Origin of the sequence: Mesorhizobium muleiense (assembly GCF_900099905.1) — a bacterium.
GTDB classification, from domain to species: domain Bacteria; phylum Pseudomonadota; class Alphaproteobacteria; order Rhizobiales; family Rhizobiaceae; genus Mesorhizobium; species Mesorhizobium muleiense.
On record NZ_FNEE01000015.1, the window covers coordinates 75137 to 92927 of the forward strand.

The 17791-nt window shown below is 59.7% G+C and carries 18 protein-coding genes and 1 tRNA gene; 9 read left to right on the forward strand and 10 right to left on the reverse strand.

Going from position 1 to position 17791, the window contains the following annotated elements; genetic code table 11:
* Positions 1-38 precede the first annotated feature (38 nt).
* On the reverse strand, positions 39-2117 hold the full coding sequence (locus tag BLT09_RS33840; protein WP_139172659.1) for a hypothetical protein: 2079 nt from the start codon (positions 2115-2117) through the stop codon (positions 39-41).
* A gap of 659 nt (positions 2118-2776) precedes the next feature.
* On the opposite strand from BLT09_RS33840, the gene BLT09_RS22925 reads away from it, so the two are divergent.
* A complete protein-coding gene (locus BLT09_RS22925) occupies positions 2777-3487 on the forward strand; it encodes a helix-turn-helix transcriptional regulator (protein ID WP_236377182.1) in 711 nt (236 codons plus the stop codon).
* Positions 3488-3495: 8 nt separating this feature from the next.
* Complete coding sequence (locus tag BLT09_RS22930; protein ID WP_027156248.1) at positions 3496-3978, forward strand: hypothetical protein; 483 nt, start codon at positions 3496-3498, stop codon at positions 3976-3978.
* Positions 3979-4175: 197 nt separating this feature from the next.
* Here the strand turns inward: BLT09_RS22930 and BLT09_RS22935 are convergent, their stop codons facing one another.
* Together BLT09_RS22935 and BLT09_RS34405 are read right to left on the reverse strand one after the other, a co-directional pair.
* Positions 4176-4655, reverse strand: coding sequence for a transglutaminase-like cysteine peptidase (locus tag BLT09_RS22935; protein WP_084647033.1), 480 nt, complete (start codon positions 4653-4655; stop codon positions 4176-4178).
* A gap of 320 nt (positions 4656-4975) precedes the next feature.
* Positions 4976-5569: a hypothetical protein gene (locus tag BLT09_RS34405; protein ID WP_167366512.1), complete on the reverse strand. Its 594-nt coding sequence runs from the start codon at positions 5567-5569 to the stop codon at positions 4976-4978.
* A 426-nt stretch (positions 5570-5995) separates the two neighbouring features.
* On the opposite strand from BLT09_RS34405, the gene BLT09_RS22945 reads away from it, so the two are divergent.
* From BLT09_RS22945 to BLT09_RS22955, 3 genes are all read left to right on the forward strand, one after another.
* Entirely contained in the window at positions 5996-7060 is a 1065-nt protein-coding gene (locus BLT09_RS22945; RefSeq protein ID WP_139172661.1) for a glycoside hydrolase family 88 protein, read from the forward strand.
* A 195-nt stretch (positions 7061-7255) separates the two neighbouring features.
* Positions 7256-8260 (forward strand): D-alanine--D-alanine ligase family protein, encoded by a 1005-nt coding sequence (locus tag BLT09_RS22950; protein ID WP_027156252.1) that lies wholly within the window; start codon positions 7256-7258, stop codon positions 8258-8260.
* 51 nt (positions 8261-8311) lie between these two features.
* Positions 8312-10024 carry a GNAT family N-acetyltransferase gene (locus tag BLT09_RS22955; RefSeq protein ID WP_167366513.1) on the forward strand — a complete coding sequence of 571 codons (1713 nt, stop codon included), beginning with the start codon at positions 8312-8314 and terminating at the stop codon, positions 10022-10024.
* Positions 10025-10082: 58 nt separating this feature from the next.
* Here the strand turns inward: BLT09_RS22955 and BLT09_RS22960 are convergent, their stop codons facing one another.
* The gene (locus BLT09_RS22960; protein WP_091597032.1) at positions 10083-11147 is read right to left on the reverse strand and encodes a DUF2332 domain-containing protein; all 1065 of its coding nucleotides are present in this window, start codon (positions 11145-11147) and stop codon (positions 10083-10085) included.
* 137 nt (positions 11148-11284) lie between these two features.
* On the opposite strand from BLT09_RS22960, the gene BLT09_RS22965 reads away from it, so the two are divergent.
* On the forward strand, positions 11285-12217 hold the full coding sequence (locus BLT09_RS22965) for an alpha/beta hydrolase family protein (RefSeq protein WP_091597036.1): 933 nt from the start codon (positions 11285-11287) through the stop codon (positions 12215-12217).
* A 331-nt stretch (positions 12218-12548) separates the two neighbouring features.
* Positions 12549-12908, forward strand: coding sequence for a hypothetical protein (locus tag BLT09_RS22970; RefSeq protein WP_091597040.1), 360 nt, complete (start codon positions 12549-12551; stop codon positions 12906-12908).
* A 40-nt stretch (positions 12909-12948) separates the two neighbouring features.
* On the opposite strand, the gene BLT09_RS22975 is transcribed toward BLT09_RS22970, so the two are convergent.
* The gene (locus BLT09_RS22975) at positions 12949-13494 is read right to left on the reverse strand and encodes a hypothetical protein (RefSeq protein ID WP_091597043.1); all 546 of its coding nucleotides are present in this window, start codon (positions 13492-13494) and stop codon (positions 12949-12951) included.
* Positions 13495-13497: 3 nt separating this feature from the next.
* Positions 13498-14001 carry a hypothetical protein gene (locus BLT09_RS22980; RefSeq protein ID WP_091597046.1) on the reverse strand — a complete coding sequence of 168 codons (504 nt, stop codon included), beginning with the start codon at positions 13999-14001 and terminating at the stop codon, positions 13498-13500.
* 371 nt (positions 14002-14372) lie between these two features.
* Here BLT09_RS22980 and BLT09_RS33850 point away from each other — a divergent pair, with 371 nt between their 5' ends.
* Together BLT09_RS33850 and BLT09_RS22990 are read left to right on the forward strand one after the other, a co-directional pair.
* Positions 14373-14720 (forward strand): hypothetical protein, encoded by a 348-nt coding sequence (locus BLT09_RS33850; protein ID WP_139172663.1) that lies wholly within the window; start codon positions 14373-14375, stop codon positions 14718-14720.
* A 21-nt stretch (positions 14721-14741) separates the two neighbouring features.
* Positions 14742-15035 carry a hypothetical protein gene (locus BLT09_RS22990; protein ID WP_091597052.1) on the forward strand — a complete coding sequence of 98 codons (294 nt, stop codon included), beginning with the start codon at positions 14742-14744 and terminating at the stop codon, positions 15033-15035.
* 299 nt (positions 15036-15334) lie between these two features.
* Here BLT09_RS22990 and BLT09_RS22995 read toward each other — a convergent pair whose 3' ends face one another.
* The 4 genes from BLT09_RS22995 to BLT09_RS23010 form a co-directional block, all read right to left on the reverse strand.
* Positions 15335-15643, reverse strand: coding sequence for a hypothetical protein (locus tag BLT09_RS22995; protein WP_091597055.1), 309 nt, complete (start codon positions 15641-15643; stop codon positions 15335-15337).
* A gap of 115 nt (positions 15644-15758) precedes the next feature.
* On the reverse strand, positions 15759-16031 hold the full coding sequence (locus tag BLT09_RS23000) for a hypothetical protein (protein ID WP_091597058.1): 273 nt from the start codon (positions 16029-16031) through the stop codon (positions 15759-15761).
* A gap of 122 nt (positions 16032-16153) precedes the next feature.
* Positions 16154-16228: transfer RNA gene (locus BLT09_RS23005), tRNA-Glu, on the reverse strand.
* Positions 16229-16417: 189 nt separating this feature from the next.
* A complete protein-coding gene (locus BLT09_RS23010) occupies positions 16418-17674 on the reverse strand; it encodes a D-Ala-D-Ala carboxypeptidase family metallohydrolase (RefSeq protein ID WP_091597061.1) in 1257 nt (418 codons plus the stop codon).
* Positions 17675-17791: the final 117 nt, after the last annotated feature.

Consider the following 17791-nt stretch of genomic DNA (forward strand, 5'->3'; position numbering starts at 1 on the left):
TTTTGCAGGTCCCGCCGTTGCGAGACCTGCCATGCCAGTTATGTCGCGTCGTCTTCGCCAACCACCGAGCTGGTGAGGTTGCCGCCCACTACGGTCATGTCGACCGAGTGGCCTTGCAGGTTGGCGCCCATGACGATCTGCTGGTTGAAGCCGTTCATGTCGATGGTGCCATTGGCGTTGGCCTGGCTGATGGCTTCAATGTGCTGGTCGTGGCCGATATTCGACCCCCAGCTGCCGCCGTCGCCGCCAGCGCCAGCCGCGCCGCCGGTCGCAGTCGCTGCGCCGCCGTTGCCGCCAGCGCCGCCCGTGGCGTCGCCGCTCCAGGCATAGCCACCGTCCGCACCGTCAGCCCAAGCGCCGCTGAGAGCAACCGCGCCCGTTCCACCGGTCGCCGTCGAAGCGCCGCCGGTCGCGTCACCGCCAGTCGCGTCGCCGTTCGTGGCCGCACCGCTGGCAGCTGCGCCACCGGTGTTGACGTTGCTCGCCAGGCCGCTGCCGGCGCCGCCGCTGCCGGCTCCGCCGGTTGCGTCGCCGCTCGTGCCAGCCCCACCCGCGCCGCTGGTCCCACTGCCGCCGGCGCCGCCGACGCCAGAGCCAGAACCAGTGCCGGAGCCGGAGCCTGAGCCAGCGCCGCCGGTCGAGTCTGCCGCGCCGCCAGTCGAGGTTGCAGCACCGCCATCGACATCGGCGAAGTTGCCGGCATTCGCGCCGCCGCCGCCGCCGCCGCCGCCACCGCCGCCGCCGCCGCCGGTGTTGCCGGCATCGGTGTCGCCATTCGCGGCGATCGGGATAGCTACGGCGACGTTGTCATCCTTGGAGAACCAGGCATCGCTGTCGCTGCCAGCTTCGGCATCGTCCATCAGCGCCAGGGCAACCGGCACCGCGGTCGAGTTGCCGCCGTTGCCGCCATTGCCGCCGTTGCCGCCGTCGCCAGCCTTGGCGTCGGCAAAGCCAAGCGCGCCAGCGTCGCCGCCCTTGGCGTCGGAATTGCCGCCGTCGGCCTTGGAGTCGCCGCCGACGCCGACGCCCAGGCCGAGGCCCAGACCGAGCCCGACGCCGTCGCCGCCGTCGCCGCCCTTGGCGTCGCCGCTGTCGCCGCCATCGGCTTCGCCGCTGTCGCCGTAGCCGCCCTTGCCGTCACCGCCGAGGCCTGCACCGACTGCCACGCCGTTCGCGTCGCCGCCCTTGGCGTCGCCGCTAACCGCGATCGGCACGGCGTCGCCGCCATTGGCGTTGCCGCCGTCGGACTTGGCGTCAGCGGAGCCGACGACAATCGGCACGCTCACGGCCACACCGCCGCCCTTGGCGTCGCCAGCCTTGGCGTCGCCGCTATCGGCATCGCCGCCCTTGGCGCCGAAGCCACCAAAAGCGACCGAATCGCCAGCATGGCCGCCGTCGCCGCCGGCATCAATGCCTTCCTCGGACTTGGCGTAGCCACCCTTGGCGTCGCCCTTGTTGCCGAAGTAGCCATCATTCTTGACCGTCGCGCTGCCGAGATAGTCGTTGTCCTTCATGTCGCCGGTCTGGTTGATGATGGTGGCGCTGTGGCCATTGCCAGCCCCGGCAAACGCGCCGTTCAGGACATCCGAGAAGCTGACGTCGTCGCCCGGATCGAAGCTGATGTCGCCGTCGCGGCTGAACATCATGACGCCGCCGAGGCCGACAGCCACGTGGTCGAGGTCAGCGAAATCGTCGTCCGACTTTCCGTCCGACGACGCGTGGGCGCTAACACTGGCTTTAACGTCGGTGTGGTTGGTGTTGGAGTTGGAGTTGTTGTTGTTGTTGTTGCTATTGTTGCTGTTGTTGTTGCTGCTCGAATTGCTATTGTTGTTGTTGTTGTTGCTGGTCGAATTGGCCGTAGCGTCAGCGTCGCCAATGCCGATGCCGGCTCCGATACCTACGCCTACGCCGACGCCGACACCGGTGGAGTCAGCGTCGCTCTTGGCGTCAGCGTCGGATTTTGAGTCGGCATCGGATTTGGCGTCGGCGCTGGCGTCGCTCTTGGCGTCGGCGCTGGCGTCGCTCTTGGCGTCAGCGTCGGATTTTGCATCGGCATCGGCATCGGCGACGTCGCCGATGAACTGCCAACCGGTGTTATTGTTGGTGCGAGAAGTCATTGTCGTTCCCTCGGTTAGGGGCCGCGACAACCGAACCACATTCATTCTGACGTGGTCTTGGGCTGCTCGCGGCCGTTAAGTTTTCATGTGGTTGGTTTGGATCGCCTGCGCCTAGGGGACTAAGGCCGGAGATCCGGTCATCGTCTGTTTGTACGGCGTCACCTCCCTTTGACGGGGGAGCGAGGCAGCCAGGTTGCGCACGAGTTTCCGCCTGCGCCGCCCAACGGTGCGGTCGCTCGCTGCTCTCGTGACTCTCTGGATGTTCCCCAAGCTCCCAATTCGGAACATTGGAAGTCTGTGACCGTCAGCGGTAAAATGTAAGCTGATAGTTGGAGCTAGCCCGTTTGGGACGAGCTGCTCGCCATGAAGGGTTAAATCCTGGACGGTGACTAGGTCGGCAGCAATCGTGAATCGCGGACAGTTGCGCGCCGCGCCGCTGCCAGCACGGGTTGCCCTAGCAATTGCCTAGCTCGTCAGGACTATATTTTTTCGCCTATTTTTGAGTTAGGAAGTCGTTAACGTGTGTCGTCCGGGTAGGGGTTCCCGGCCTTTAGTGAGTGCTAGTAACGGGGTGGGCCATGAGTGGGGTGGATGGGGTGGAGGCGAGCGGACGAGGTCGAGCTGATACAGCCGATAGAGAATCCTGGGCCCGACGAACCTTGCTGTTCATCGCCCCTGACGACACGATCTCCGATAGCCTGGTGCATGCCGTCGAAAGGGAATTCCCGTGGATCGGGGCTGAGCGCGTTCGCGACCTGTCCGCCACCTGGGCTGCGTTCGATCCCTCGGTTTCCCTCATTCTGATCGATGCGGTGTTTCTGAGCGAGATCGATTCCTGTTCCGCCCAGCTGGCCCGCTTCCACCCGGCAGCCATGACCGCTGTGATGCAGGACGACGGCAGGAGGCCGCTTTCCCCCGATGAGGTCTTTGCGTCGCGAGTGGTGCGCGGCGTGCTTCCCATGAACCTGAAGCTGGATGTGTGGCTTTCCGTAATCAGGCTCATGCTGCGCGGAGGCGAATATTTCCCCTTGGCCATGTTCCAGCCGTACCTGAACAACGGCATCCCACATAGCGACGCGAAGGAAGCGAAGCCCGCCATCAAACGGCAAGCCGCACTCGAGGAGTCAGGCCAGCTGACATGTCGGGAGAGTCAGATCCTGGAGATGGCGTCGCAGGGACTGCAGAACAAAACCATAGCGGCCGCACTTCGCCTTTCCGAACACACCGTCAAAATTCACATGCACAACATCATCAACAAGCTGGGCGCCCACAACAGGACTGAAGCCGCAGCCCTTTTTCATGCCAGACGGGTTGCGGCCGCTGGAATGGTTCCCGGTGCGGATCGCCCGGTGATCTCAACTCTCACGTGAGCAGGTCGATGCCACGCTTCCAGGAGATTTTACTGCTTGTTGGTCAATTGAACTACACATGGACCAACACAGAAAGCTTGCTGATTTACCTGATTGCCGGTCTGGCGAAAGTAGACAAGGAGACTGCGATCGTCATTTTCCTGACGCTGAACACCACGCGTGCACGGATCGAACTGGTCGAGCGGTTGGCGAAGATGGCGGGAACACCGGTTGAATGCCGACGCCAGGTCCTGGAGATCGCCAGCCAGCTTACCCGGCAGGGAAAGCTGCGCAACAAATACAGCCACTGCATCTATTCGTTCGACGAAACGGGAACGCATGCGAGCACGCAACTAATGCGCATCTTCGACAGCAAGGATGCAATCAAATATGGGAAGATCGAGGAGCTCGACGATTCCGAGATGAAGCGGATCAGCGCCTCCATCCAGGCGATCAGCGCAATCAACAAGGATATTTGGCGGGTCGTCGAAAGCAATTCCTTCCCGCATTGAATTGCTTGTCCTGTGCCGCGCGCATCGAAGTTGACGTAGGCGGCGATCGGGTCCGGGCCGCCGTGACGTCCGCCTGGACGCATTATCGCGCAGAGCCAGTGACGTCGCGGCCAACGGTCGGGCTGAGGACACCAGATGAAAGATAGATCCGGTTAGCGCCGCGTCGAAATCGGCGCGGGGCGATCAAGGCACGGGTGTCAGGTTCTTATCCGCGTCCACTTGCCGTTTTCGGACTGGGACTGCCGAGCAAAATAACGGTACGAGGTCCGTGACCAGTTCCTGATCGCGCCCGTCCTGTTATCCAGCACCAGATCGCCCTGGTTCGTCCGCACCGTCAGGACCGTATGACCTGCGCCGCCAAGCGTCGCAACGGTCAGCAACATGGCGGATGCGGGCCACCCGCGTTTCAACAGCTCGGCTTTCTTGAGGATGGCGAAATCCTCGCAATCGCCTTCGCCGGTCGGCAAGCCCCAGACGTCGGCTCGTCCTGCGGAGTCTCTGTCGCCTCTCTCCTTGATGCGGCGATTGACCGACTTGTTCACGCTCGCAAGTTCCGCTTCCAGCCTCGGCGTGAGTTCGACCGCTTTGACCTTGCCGCGGGTGCTGCACAGCGCCGGATCGCTGGCGCAGAATTTGTAGAAGGCGGCCGGTGCAAAGGCGTAGCCTTGCGTGGCCATCTTCGTTGCTGTTCCGGTTGTTTGATTGCTGCAGCCGGCCAACAAAATGGCCGCCGCGAGAAGCGTCGCTGAACGAATCACTGAGTGTCCCCTTTTGGTGGGTCGCCATAATCCTTATGGGGGTTGGTAAATCAATCCTGAGAATCGCGATTGCGCAGGAACAAATTGTTTGCCATACTTAACAAAGTGTTACCGATGGTCGGTAATATTGATCCTTCGCGCAACCAAAGGGGACGGGAGCGCCTTTTTTTCCCTCAAGGAGGAAGAAAATGCACCTGTACCCTGACGTCTCAAGCACGATTCTAAGAATACTGCTCCTTTCATCCGCTGCCTTCACGGTGGCAATGATCACACCGGCAACCGCACAGCAGAGTCAACGTCCTCGGCTTGCGGCTGCACAGTGCCAACCTCTCACTGAAGCCAATTTCGCGCTTTGCTGTATTGCAGCCAACCGCACCAGCATTCTTTCCGCCGCGCAAATCGACATGTGCCCGCCGGTTACCACGGCCCTTATCACCGCCGCCTTGAACGAGGGCGGCGATGGTGACGGCGGCAATGGCGGCGGCAGCGGCGGCAATGGCGGCGATGGTGACGGCGACGGCGACGGCGATGGCGACGGCGATGGTGACGGCGACGGCGATGGTGACGGCGACGGCGACGGCGGCAATGGCGGCGGCGGTGGCGGCGGCGGTGGCGGCGGTGGCGGCGGCGGTGGCGGCGGCGGTGGTGGCGGCGGCGGCAGCGGCGGCGATGGCGGCGATGGTGGCGGCGGCGGCAGCGGCGGCGATGGCGGCAGCGGCGGCGATGGCGGCGGTGGCAGCGGTGGCAGCGGCGGCGATGGCGGCGGCGGCGGCGGCGGCGGTGGTAGCGGCGGCAGCGGCGGTGGCGGCGGCAGCGGCGGCTAACGACCCCACCAGATGTTCGCTCGATAATCGCGAAGGTGAGCGTCTAAAGGCGCTCACCTTCCGTTTGGGATACTCAACTGGAGGCCGGCGCGAGGCTGACTTATCGGCCGCGAAGCTATCTTCACTCCTCCGCGCCGCGCTTCGTCGCAGACCGGCCCTTCAATTGCAGCGACAAACCAGGATCTTCACGGCTCTCTACGCTCATTTGGAGCCCGGCCCTACAGCCGAGGCCGTTGCCACCGCATAGACCCTGCCATTACAGTCGACGGTTGAAGAGCAGCCCAACACTCGATCAATCTCGGCGAAACCATGTCCGCCCAACGGATTCAAACCTCCAAACGCCTCATGCCAAAGAGGAACTTTCATCGGGCCGAACGGTCTCCCGAACGACGGACGGACGTGTCGCTGCCGGAGGAGATGGCAAGGATCCGAGACTTGGCGGAAGCCTGGATAATCCGCAATATTGGAAAAAAGGGCCTGTTTACCTACAGTATCAATCCGTATACGGGCGAGAAATCTGAAAAAAACAATGAACTAAGACAGCTTATGTCATCGCGCACGTTGGCGGAAATGAGCGTAGGAAATCTCTCGCTTCGCCCTGTTCATCGCCGCAATTTATCGTTCATCATGAATACATGGTATAGGGAAGAGCGTGGCATTGGTTATATTGAATATGATGGCAAGTCAAAACTCGGGGCGAATGCGATGCTGCTTCGCACATTCGCGGCAAGCCCTCATTTTGGACAGTTCCAGTCAAAGGCCAGGGCAGCCGCGGAGGGCATCCTTGCGCTCCAGAATGCAGACGGGTCTTTTCGCCCTTGGCTAAAGGAGCCGAATTATTCCTTCGACGCAAAATACCTCTTAACATTTTACTCAGGGGAAGCACTGGTAGCTTTGCTGGAATATTATTTCCGGACTGGATTAACCCGTTATTTCGACGAAGCGTCGCGCAGTGCAGAATTCTATTTAGATGAATATGTCCGCAATATCGCAGATAATTATTACCCGGCATACGTGCCTTGGCACACCATCGCTTATCGGCATCTATATGAGTTGACGAAAGCCGATAAATTCGCCGAGGCGGTGTTTACTCTGAACGACAAATTGCTTGAACTTCAGGACCGGTCGTACAGGATTGGACGATTCTTCAATCCAGCAACCCCTCAGTACGGCCTTCCGCACGCGTCCTCGGACGGAGTTTATACCGAGGGGCTGGCTTATGCATTCGAGATGGCGCAGCGGACAGGGGATGAGGTGAGGGCAGGGCGATACCTTGACGCTATTATGCTCTCGTTGAAAAACATCGCATCCTTGCAGTATAGAGAAAAACTGGATGAATCTTCTCTTCCTTTTTATGCGTACCGAGGAGCCATCAGGACCAATGCAGAGAAAAATAGGTGGGCTCGCATAGACAATGCCCAGCATACGATAGACGCTATCCAGGCCTTGGGGAATTTTCTCGGAAGCAAGCAGGCTTCTACATTCGAGCTGAGGCTTTGACTCCCGTCAAAGGACAGCCGGGAGCCCCGAACTGCTCCTGCGTTTCTTCACCCGGGTGGTGCGGCCAGCATCCCAGTCTGGATCTGTACCATTTCGACCTTCAACGCCACCCAAAATATTGCCCATGGTTCTGCTTGACCGGCTCAAGCCATGATGCAAGCATGGAAAAGCGTTTTGAACACATCAGGCTCATAAATGCCGACGTTGGAATACCTGTTGACCCCATCGCCGGAAGAGCTGGCGCAAACCCATGTGCTGTTTTTGGCGCGTCATGCCCTCGACTCCAGCCCGGAGCGCAGGGCCAAGTACGGCTACCACGTCGTCTACCATGCCATCATGCTCGAAACGCTGCGCGGGCTGGGTTTCAGGGTCACGCCGGCGAGCGAGCACGAGGTGCTGTTCGGGCCTCTCGACTTCGATTTCCTCTATGCCATTCACTCGCATGCGATATTCGATGGTCACGAGCTCCTGGCGCCGGCAATCGCGGCCTATCGTGGCGTCCCGTGTCTCGGCGCATCGGCGTCAAGTCGGGCGGTCTCGGAAGACAAGGTATTGGCCAAGCAACTGGCTGCTTCGCTGGGGCTCGATGTCGCCAAGCACAGGATCATGCAGCCCGGTGAGGTCAGCAATGACAAGTTCAGCCTGCCCGGTTCCTGGATTGTCAAGCCGCGAGGAGGTATCGCTTCCGACGCAATTGTAAAGGTCGAGAATGAAGCGGATTGGCGGGATGCGCTGACAACCATCTCGGATCCGCGTCACGGCGGCCGTGAATTCATTGCAGAAGAGTTTGTGCCGGGCCTCAATCTGACGGTTCCAATTGTCGAGGGCTTCCCCCCGGGTTCATTGGCGGTCTTCGAGGAGCGTGGCCGCCCTGGCGACAATGTTCTGACCAATGAAGCAAAGCGAGGGCTCAACAGTTCCTACAAGTCCGCTCCTTACGACGGACCGGGAGCTGAAGAGGTTTCGGAGGCAACCGCACGAATGGTGGCCGAGATGTCGCCATTCGATTATGCCCGCTTCGACTTCCGTTATGATCCCGACACGCGGCGGACCGTTTTCATCGAAGTGAACATCGCCTGCAACATGGCGCCGGCCTCGGCGGTCTATCGTTCGGCCGCCCTGCATGGGATCAAGTATGAAGAACTGGTGGGACATGTTTTGACGCACAGTCTCAGGCGTCAGAGAAAGCGGCAAAGATAACCGCAACGCTCGATAAGGCACTTCAGTGATGGTCAGCGCATGCAAATCGATATGGTCGACAAATTCGAAGCGTTGCAGCCGCTGAGAGAGAATTGGGACCGGATATATGACTCCGATCCGGAGGCGAACTTCTTCCTGTCGTGGCCATGGATGTCGAATTGGCTGCGACGCCCAAATTGGGTGATTTTGGCTGCGCGGTCTCCCGGGTCGAACGAGTATGTCGCCTTCTTCCCTTTGCAACTCGTCACCGGGCTTGATGAGCAGACGGGGTTTTATAGCAGCATAAGGATGGCCGGCTCGTATTTCGCCACCTATACGGGCTTCATCTGCGTTCCCGAATTCGAAGAGCAAGTCGTTTCCTCGTTCGCCGACCGCCTGCAGGCGCTGAATTGGACAACGTTACACTGCGACGACATTTCGATATCGGCCAGGCGCCGTCAAATGCTGCTTGGAAGCTTTTCTGACAACGATTTTGTGAAAGAAAAGATTGAACGACGTCGCCATACAACCCGAACAGGCGAAAACATAAATCATGACATCTACATGTATGTCGATTTGCCAGCCGATTGGGACGAATTCCTGGATGGCAACCTTGGCTCGAAAACCCGTCGTGATGTCCGCCATTTTCTTCGTCAGGTCGAAAATAGCGGAGAATACCGGATAAGTTTGGCAGACTTCGAGACAATCCAAAGCGACCTGGAGGTTTTCTATCAACTTTGGCTTGCGCAGTGGGAGGCCAAAAGTCGCGTCTATGCTCAGGGTGTTATTGCCAACTGTCGCCATATGTTACTTGAGTGCCACAAGGCGGGTGTGCTGTTCGCGCCCGTATTGTGGAAAGGCGATACTCCATTAGGAGTACACATTACGTTTATCGACAGGTCAAAGGGTTCACTCGTCTGTTTCCTTGTCAGCCGCAATCTCGCAATTCGGAAGCCTCCACCGGGGTTGGTGCTTCACGCCTACAGCATCCGTTGGGCAATTCAAAACGGCCTCAGGACCTACGACCTTGGCACTGGAGATTTTTCTTACAAGTACAGTTTCGGATCGAAGGAGCGGCTTGTAGAGGGTGTCCGGATCGACTCCACCAACAGCCGCGGGAACAGGCTGGATCGAAGAAGCCTTCCCTCGGTGATTTCGTCGGTGCGAAAGCTGCGTCAGGAGGGGAAGTTCCATCTGGCCGAGCGCGGCTGCAGGCAGGTGCTCGAAACTGAACCGAGCAATCTGGAGGCGCGCCGGCTTCTGGACGAGCTTGTGGCGGCTAGGCGTATTGAGGAGCAATTTGCGCGTGCCTTGCAATGCCATCGGAGCAAGCAATTTTTGGATGCCCAGAGGATTTATCTGCAGGTGCTGGCAGCAAATCCCCGGCATTACGACGCTAATTATCTGTTGGGCGTTCTATGTCTTCAGGCCGGTCGGTATCAGGCAGCGGACACCTACCTGGCTCGCGCCACTGAGATCAATCCGAAAGCCGCAGCTGCGTACAACAACAGGGGGCATGCCTTGCGCGGCCTGAAACGGTATGACGAGGCTCTTGCGTGCTACGAGAAAGCCATCGGGGTGAAACCCGATTTCGTGCAGGCAATGAACAATCGGGGGGTGACGTTGCGGGCGTTGGGGCGCATTGATGAGGCACTCGCCAGCTTCGACGAGGCGCTGACGCTCAAACCGGACTTTGCCAAGGCCTTGTCCAATCGCAACCAGTTGCGTGTGCCCCTGCCGCGCGATCGTTTGTCCATCGCCGATGATGTGGACACCTTAGAGTAAAGCGCATCGCGTTTGCATCTGGTCAAGGACAGGAATGGCCGCGTAAACCGTCGACCTGCTAACCTTTCCACTCCATCGATAGCCCATGCGGATCGCAGATCGCGAGCGTTTTGACCCTGCGCTCGCCATTGAAGTATCTGCTGACCTTGAGAGGATTGAACGTCTCGGTGGGGTTGGGGTGTGCGACCTCGCCTTCGACGGTGACGCGCCAGACCGGCGCCGTCTTGCTCGCCTCCAACAGGATATCGTTTATGCGTCGGTGTTGATCGCCGGAAAGCTGATAGCCCATGATCGTGTGATACACGCACCGGGCTTGATAAGGCGGAATCTCCGCCAGCGCAGAGGCCAGGTTCAACACGGCGTCGCCGCCTTTGATCCGGGGCGGATGCGCGGCGGCGACCTTCAAGGCGCCATCCAGTTTTGTAAGCCGGTCAATGCGCTCGGGCCAGACAAGCGCCTTGAGCCACCGGCGTTCATTTTCATCCCGAACATCGGTCGGATAAAGTTCGAGGCCGATCCTCGATGAAACGGGGGCCGGGAACGTCCCCAAAACAGGCACGCCAGGCCCTTCAAGGATGCAGGAAAGGACGAAATCCGCATCGGTCCACCGCTCCAGCTTCGGAGCGCCTTTCCCGTCCGTATACCGATATCCATAGCTGTCGAAGTTCAGGTTCAGGCCGGCGCTGGATCCGATCTCGACGAGGCCAAGCGGAGCGGCGGCTTCGCGCGCCACCAGATCGAATGCGGGCAGCAGCAGCGCGCTGCGGCCAGCCTCGTTGGTGTTGGTGGCGCGCTTCGAGATGATGTCGACGAGTTCGGCTTCGTGGGCACCGCAAAAAGCGGCGAAAAGTTCGAATGCGCGATCGTCGGCCGGCCGCGTTCCGCCCAGACTCGGATAATAATCCTTGAGCGGATGGTCGACGCCGCCGAGCAGGAGATACTGTACCGCGCCGAAGACCAGGTTCGCCGCCGGCTGACCCTTCCTGCGCCCTGCCGCCAGGCGCTGCAGCGCGACATTGTCCGCAATCCCAAGCGACAGCTTTTCATAGAGGGGAGAGCCGCCACGACGAGACTCGTTGGCAAAGAAGCGGTAATAGTGAGCGCTTGTTTCAAACACCACCATAGCACGGACCTAGCGGGTAATAGATTGTCTTGGATGTGGCTTCCACCTGTAATTGCCTTAATGCTTTCGGCCCAGCGGGTCAAGGAACCGGCCGAACAAGAGAGGCTCTCGAGCATACACTCTTGTGAGACTGGCGGATGAACGAAACCGTGGACGATTCACCTTCGGGATATACTACCATTGATGGCGCCTTTCGCGATGAATCGCGCGGCCGTTCCGTGCCGTACCGGCTTTATGCCCCCGCGCCCCTCTCTGGCGCTTACCCGGTGATCGTTGTGTCGCACGGCATCGGCGGATCGCGCGAGGCGATGCCTTACCTCGGGCGGCGCCTGGCGCAAAGCGGCTACGTGGCGGTGCACCTGCAGCATACCGGGACGGACAGTTCGATCTGGCAACAGGCAAACTCCCTTGCGGAAGTCTACCGCATTCTTCGTGAAGCCATGTGGGACGCCAATGCGGCGCGCGCGCGATTTCAGGACGTGCCCTTTGCCCTGCGCGAGCTTGCGCGCATGAACGGCGAGGGGCGGCTCGCCGGCCGCCTGGATTTGACACGCATCGGCATGGCCGGACATTCTTATGGGGGCGTCTCGACGATGGTTGCCGCAGGGCAGAGAATGGGTCCGGGCGGGCAGTGGTCGTTCAAGGAGCCAGGAATTCGCGCTGGCCTGGTCATGAGCCCGAACATACCCATCCAGGGCGGCGACTTGGCCGCCCTTTACCGCGATATCGATATCCCGCTCTTTCACATCACCGGCACGAAAGATGGCAATGCGGTGCCCGGTAACAAGGAATTCGATCCGATACAGCGGACCCTCCCTTACGAAGCGCTGACCATCCCTCATCAATATCTGCTCGTTCTCGACGGTGCTGGCCACAATGCGTTTTCCGGCCTGAAGCACGGACCACACGCCCACGGCCCCGAGGAGGAGACCCGCTACACACGCGTTGTACAAGACGCAGCAGTGTCGTTCTTCGATGCCTACCTGAATGGGAAAACAGCGGCTCTGGCGGCGCTTCGTCAAACGTTTCAATCCAGCCTTGAGCCGACCGACAGGTTTGAATGGAAATAGCGGGAAGTCCGCCAGCCTTCACCGGCAGTTGTTCGACCTAGATTCCGACGTGGCTGGATGGGGAGTGTGCGGTTTTCTGCACAAGTTGCGACAGGGGAGGGCCGGTAGGTTGGAGATTCACAATCTGCCATGAATTAATGGCGATGCCATCCAAAGCGCACGGGCGAGGACGGAGGCAGAAACCCGGCTCTCGACGCTGAAGACCACACAGGAAGCCGGCATTGCGCTGAATGAAGGCATCGACGCCATTGTCCATGGAGAAGACATCCGGCTTTCACCGAACGCGACAGGGCCTATTTCTCGAGTTGCCGGCGACGTAGCTAAAAACTCCGTGTTCACCCCCGAGCTTCCTGAGCTTCTCAGCTACTACGAGGGCCAGAAGGCCCGTGGGGAGGCGATCGTCGCCGGCAAGGTAGACACGGCCCAAGCCCGTCCTGACCCGCTCCCGGCCGGCCTGGCGGCGGCGCAGGCGCTCATCGCCAAGGCCGAGGACACCAAGGCGCTCGCTGATCAATATCGCGTCGATCACAACACCGGCGCCTATGCCGAGGAAGCCGAAATTGCGCACCTCGCGGCCACCGGCCGGCTGACAGAGGAAGATCTGACCACGCTGGCTGACGCACACCGGGATTTCGAGCAGGCAGACGTCTTTGGCGAGGCCATGAAATCGCTGGCGGTCTGTCTGGTCTAGCAAAGGGCATTTCGCAATTTGGTCTATCGCGAATTGTCTGTCAGGTCATTCTGGCATCTGCCATCAAAGGCGATTTTCCCCATTTCGCCGCAGATGCCCTCGCTGCGGCGCGCTGATCTCTCCTAGACATCATCCCTAGTCCTGGGAATTCCAAATCAGCCTCACGGCGGAAGAAATCGCCCGTCTTGGAAGGATAAACAGCCGAATACCATGCGACGAACAATCCAAGGATGTACGGGCTCCGTCCGGCGATGATCATATAATCGAGGCAGGCGAAAATGAGGGCACCATCGCAGTCTTCGTCCGTAATGTCGGGCGCAACTGCAAAGGGATCACGATCTGCATGCTTTATGAAATTGCGAGGCTCATTGAGCAGGTTCCGGAAGTCTTTTGCAGGCTTCCCATGGGCCGCAACAAACTGATCGATCATCCTGAGTTTAGTGGTCTGACTAAGGAGTGCATCGGCAATTTCCCAACTGTTGGCGGCGAGGGTATACACAGCAAGGGGCTCTTCGAGATACCAATGAATATGGATTGCGGCCAAGAGCTGCCTGCGAGCCGCGTCAAGCTTAGTGATCTCTGCCATCAGTCAGGTCCTGGCGATAAAATCAGCTACGGCCATGAACTTCCAAGCACCTGCAATGAGAGCAACGATTGCAATGACTATCAGAAGCACCGAAACCACCTGCAAGACCCTACCCATTGTCTTGAATCGCTTCGTTTTTGCAGTTGCTCTGACAAATGGGTGTTCCCATGCGAGTTCGTACGCGGAGGATGAGGTGAAGAAAAAGCCCTGTGAAAACCAAGCCAATCCGGGAGCGGCGACACAGAGCAGGATCGACACGAAGAACCAAAACAGCGCGGCATTGAAATCTGCCACAGCTGCTGACCCCTTCAGTACGGAACTGTTAGCCGAATAGAAGCCCAGAAGGACAGCGATGCCTCCTGCGGAGGCCACAGCAGGCGCGCGCATGGCGGTGTTCGCAAATTGTGACAGCACGCTGTATGCACTGGAAGTGGATGCGCGGTGGCTTTCGTGGGCAATCCGGGCATGCTCTATGCGTTGGTTAAACGCTTCCCTGTCTTCGCTCATTTCCTCAGCCTCACTCCAGAGCCGCCATTTTCGGGAATGTACTCGACGCCGGTGGATTCGAGGGCAGCACGGAAAGTCGGCCGGGTTTTCACTCAGCCTTCAGTACCTGGTGTCTGATCAACCAATCACGAATGATCAATCGGACGGCTTCAGGTCGCGAAACATCATGCTCGGCAACAAATTGATCGACGCCCGCGAGCATGTCCGGTTGAAGGCGGACCATGATCGGCACGCCTTTTCCCGTTGGGGCTGGTCCCCGCCGTTTCTTTGATATCACGGTTTCTTGCTTTGCCATAAAAACTCTGATATCAGAATTCCCGTTCTGGCGGAAGCCGCTAGACCTCACATGAAACCGAATTGGAGAAGATCCGATGCCGAACACCCATGTTCGGGCAGCCGCCGAAGGCATGCCCGCAATCAACCGCCGCCGCCTTCTGCTTGGCCTCGTGGTTACCTCAACCGCTGCTGCCGCTGCGGCGGCCTTGGCTGCCGCTTCAACGCTCATCGACGCGACCGCAGCGCCGTCTGTCGCTGGCCCGATCCCATCTACGGGCAGAGCCAGTCTCGATGCAAAGCTGCTGTTGCTGCCGCCGGAAGAGGCGAACCAACTGGAGGATAGAATTCATAGCGATCATTTCCGCTGTCAAAGAGATGTGCGCCCGAGGCGAAGATCACCAATCGATCAGGGATTTTGTCAGAACGGGGTTGCAGCAAAATGAGATGGAGAGGGCACGGGGAATATGAGCGCCGCACCGATCGTCGAACCATGTGTCTGCTCTGATGTCTTCGTCACTGGGGCCGCGCCGCTCACGTTCATGGGCGACAATCTCAGGCTGACTTTGTTCGTCTCGCAGCGATCTTATGACGGCAGCCCTGAAAACGCCGTGGTGACCAAGCTTGTCGGAAGCCGATCGGACAGGCTGGAGATCGCCGCCGCTATCGTGCGAGGCTGCTACACCCTTCCAGGAAAGGCCGAGCGAAACGGCGAGCGCATATTCCTCGAATTTCTCGACGCACCGGCAGAGCGCCACTGACGACTTCCAACCCGTTTAGCCCGCTGCCTCACGGTGGCGGGTTCTTTTTATGTCCTGCCCGTAACGCTGAACAGGATGGCCAGTGCTATGCTCGCCACGGCGATCGCCCCAAACGTGAGTGACAACGGCAGCGAACCAACCCAGAAAAGACTGCCGGCCACGAGACCGAAGCAGATGGCGCCACACCAAAAGAACCCTTTCGGATCGGAAAATGGTGGGAAACCGCTTAAGGATTTAAGAATTCTGCTTCTGCTCAGCGGCCTCACGGTGGCGGGTCTTTCTGTCGGAGCAATCACTATTCAGCGTGCGTTAAACCAACCGCTTGCACGGGCGGCATCGAAGCAAACTTTGCTGGGGCGGGGACCCTTTAGTGCGGCTCTTAAAGCAGCAAAACCTCGTTTGTACTCGCTGGTCTTATCGTACTTGTTGAAGTTCTTCATATCAGAATACTTATACACGGAAGGACACAGCAGAAAAGCTGCCATTTGGTACCCGGTGTCGAAGGCCTCCGATCCGGCTTGGGCATTGGTTGACCCGAGCGAGGTGACGGCAAGGGCCAACGCAGCAATCGAAATGCTAGCAGTGCGAATGTGCTTAATTGTCTTCATAGTAGCCTCCTTACCCGCATCGACACTAGCAAACAGCGGAGAATTCCTACAAGCACGCAGAATGGGAAAGCGCTCTTGTCCGGCCCGCGCACTGTGCCTCACGGTGGCGGGCTTTTTAGTGCGTAATCAAGCCGGCGGCGCGCCCGATCTCGATTCCGGCCATGACGACTGTAGCAATGGTGACTGCTAGCGCCATGCGTCGCTCAAAATTGGCGAGTCGCTTCTCCGTCGCAAGCTCTTGGCCGTCCCAATAGAGTTTGTTGGTTTTTGGGTTGACGCCTAAGAGCGTAACACCTTCCAAGCTTATGGCCCTGACGCCCTCAGGCCATTCTGGCGGTGGGGCACCCTTCGTATATCGATATTTTCGGATCTCGTCCCAATCGGTCATTTTCCCCTCCGGTGGTGACGAGAGGAGTGTGACAGGAATCGCTGGACTCGACAAAGGCCAGAAGGAAATTGGCCAGATATTGGACAGTAAGGTGGGATTTTCAGCTAAGTGCTTGATTTTACTGGTACGCCCAAGGGGAATCGAACCCCTGTTACCGCCGTGAAAGGGCGGTGTCCTGACCGCTAGACGATGGGCGCGCTCAGATGTGAGCGCTTATAGTTGCGTTGCACCAAACCGGCAACCCGTCTGCCGCTACCTGCGACAACTTTTTTCCAGTGGCAGCAAAGCCGCGCATTTTCGGCGATTTCCCCCGGTTCGACGCGGCATCACGTGCCGTCCTGAGACAGCACACGGCGGGCGTTGCATGGACGAGGGAGAACCAGCCGTTACCGCCGCCGACGGCAGCGCCAGTTCCAGTCGCGCTCGGGACCGACGTCTATGTGAACGGATTCGGTATGGCAGTAGGTGCCGACGCCGCCGCGCCCGGGCATGCTGCGGATGTAGCTTGCCAGTTGCGCTTTCGAGACGCCTGGAACCTGGATGTCGGCGGCGGCGCAATACATGTGCAGCGAATTCTTGGCGCCGTTGGCGCGGCGATTGCGGGCCGGATCACGATAGCCGGAGGTGACGATCATCTTCTTGCCGTAGTGGCCCTCGATCGTCTTCAGCACGCGGACCAGCGAAGGTTTCAGGCAGGCAACGTCGACATTCTCGGTCTGCTTCAAAAGACCGTTGGGCGCCAGCCGGGCAAGACCGGGAGCGTATGCCACCTGATAGGCGCCGCCTTCATCCTCGTTCAGATCGACGTCGCTGTCGTCGTCGAGGCCGGATTTGCGCTTGATCTCGAAAAGCGCGGTCTTGCGCACGCCAGGCAGCGCGTCATCGGTGAAACGGCTGGTATCGCCGAGCGAAGCCAGTTGCACCGGCTTTTCAGCCGTTTTGGCCGAGGCCAGGGTGATGGCGGGTTTTGCCTCCGACTGGGGCTGAGCGGCCTTGGGCTGTGCGGCCTTGGGCTGCGCCGCCGGCGGCTGCTCGCCCGACCTGTTGCTGGCCTGCGGGGCAGGTGCTGCCGAGGCAGGCGTGCTGAACAAAGAGGCGAGGAACCCCTTTTTCTTCGGCGCATAGGCCTGCGGCTCTGCGGCGGTCACATAGACCGGGTTGTTCATCGCCGGCGCGGCGGAGTTCGGCGCGGCAGTGCCGGCATCGGCGGTTTCAGTCTTCTGCGCAGCAGCGTCGGCCTGTTCAACCGTCTGCGCCGCCTGTGGCTGCGGCGTCTGGCCCGCAGCCGTCACTGCGCCCGCTTTAGCCGGGACGGGAAAGCCGGCATCCGATTTGGCGCCTCCCTGGAGGGCCTGCGCCCCGGGCTTGGCCGCTGGCACATGAGCGACCTGCTCGGGAAGGCTTGCGTCGCCCTTGGCGGTCATCGTCATTTGTGAAGTCGTCATCTGCGACGACGAATCCGTGGTGACCTGTTGGCTGCCGGAGGCCGTGTCCGGTGCCGAGGCATTGTAGCCGGGCATGCCCACGGACAGGGACGGGTCGCCGGCCGAGGTGCAGGACGCCAGGAGCACGGAGAAAAGCGCGGCCGCAATGGCGCGGCTTTCTCCCTTCGCGAGGCGCGATCCTGCTGATTTCAAAACCAAATTCCCCCTCGATGTCCGGTCGGTACTTCATTGGCGGCACCGAAACGTCTGCCGCAATAAACCCTTGTCCCCGAACGGAAACGAGACCTGTGTCAAATCCGCAAGCCCCAGAGTATT